Origin of the sequence: Oscillibacter sp. CAG:155 (assembly GCA_000436875.1) — a bacterium.
Classification (GTDB): Bacteria; Bacillota; Clostridia; order Oscillospirales; family Oscillospiraceae; genus Oscillibacter.
Map to the genome: position 1 here is coordinate 1 of FR890844.1, position 1263 is coordinate 1263.

At 46.7% G+C, this 1263-nt stretch carries 2 pseudogenes; both read right to left on the reverse strand.

Going from position 1 to position 1263, the window contains the following annotated elements:
• Positions 1–560, reverse strand: a pseudogene (locus QZL67_RS01490) (hypothetical protein); the annotation flags it as partial.
• Between the two features lie 262 nt (positions 561–822).
• Positions 823–1263 (reverse strand): annotated as a pseudogene (locus tag QZL67_RS01495) (DUF6329 domain-containing protein); the annotation flags it as partial.

Genomic DNA, 1263 nt, shown 5'->3' on the forward strand with positions numbered 1-1263 from the left:
TTGCGGAGTGGAAGTTCTTCTTTGATGGTTTGGAGATACTGATTTGGGTCTGTGAACTCCTGAGCCGTACCATCTGCAAAGGTCACTCGCCCCACTATCTTGTCCTTTTGGGCCATTTCCTGCTGACGCTTATCATAGCAGTATAGGTAGCCCTGATAATCACCCGGAGTGGGGGTACAGCGGAGACAGTAGCGGTAGTGGTCTGTTTCGGCCACATATCCAAAGCTTCTGTTGTCCTCTGTGATGACCCCGCCGTTTTTGTGACAGTAGCTGCTCATGGATGCCAGATCTTTTAGCGGCCCGTTTGCTCGCAAGGTGTCAACGATAGCTTGGAGTTCTTCCTTGAATTCCAAAGTATTAAATCGATCCTTGTTGTGAGGCCACCAGGTATGCCAGAACTCCTTGCCACTAGAACCGAAGTCCATGCGGATGTGGCCGACAGTGCCCAGAACTTCATCCTGTTTCTCGTCCAGATCCGAATAGAAAAGGCCCGCCTCCTCAATGGAAGCGGGCCTCAGCTGAACACCGTTTTCACATTTTTTCGTATATTTCTGTTTCATTGTTTTTCACCTCCTTGGTTTGGTAAGTACACAACATACCACAGTTTAGAGAGATTAGCCATGGTCAAAAACATTTTTATAAGAGAAGTGAAAATAGCTTACAACAGCAGCTCCCAGTACGGCCAGCAAAGCCACCGAGATCATGAGTTTCTTTTTCATTTGCATTCCTCCTAATCCATCAGGTGATGCTGTTCAGTATTCTTTACTTTAAGCAACGTATAAGCCATCAGTTTTACCAAGAGAAAATTGACTACCCGAGTCATTATGAAAGGTATTCCATCTCTAACGTATGTGTTTCCTCAGAAAAAGGGCAGCTGTATCGCCGGATTAAGCCGAACTCAGTTCTCCGGACACCATCCTCCACCATAGCGTCCTCGCCCAGCCTCTCAAAATCCATATACCCGTCGATGGTGTCAATTAGCTCATCATCAGCGCCAATACGCCGCAGAACAGCTTTTCCGTAAGCATCCAGATCATCTGAGAAGTGTTCGTAGTCGTCCAGATTCATGGCGTAGTGCAGGGCCTCTTGAAGAGTTTCCGGTTGCTCTACAGAAAGAACCGACAGATATTTCATGAGCTCTCTATCTTCAAGTTGCATTCCTTCAATTGCCCAGGCCAATTCATTTGCGTCTTCCACGCATACTCCCGTGGTGGGAATATACTCGTTCAAATTGGGAACAGAAAAAGAAATCCTGGTAATTGC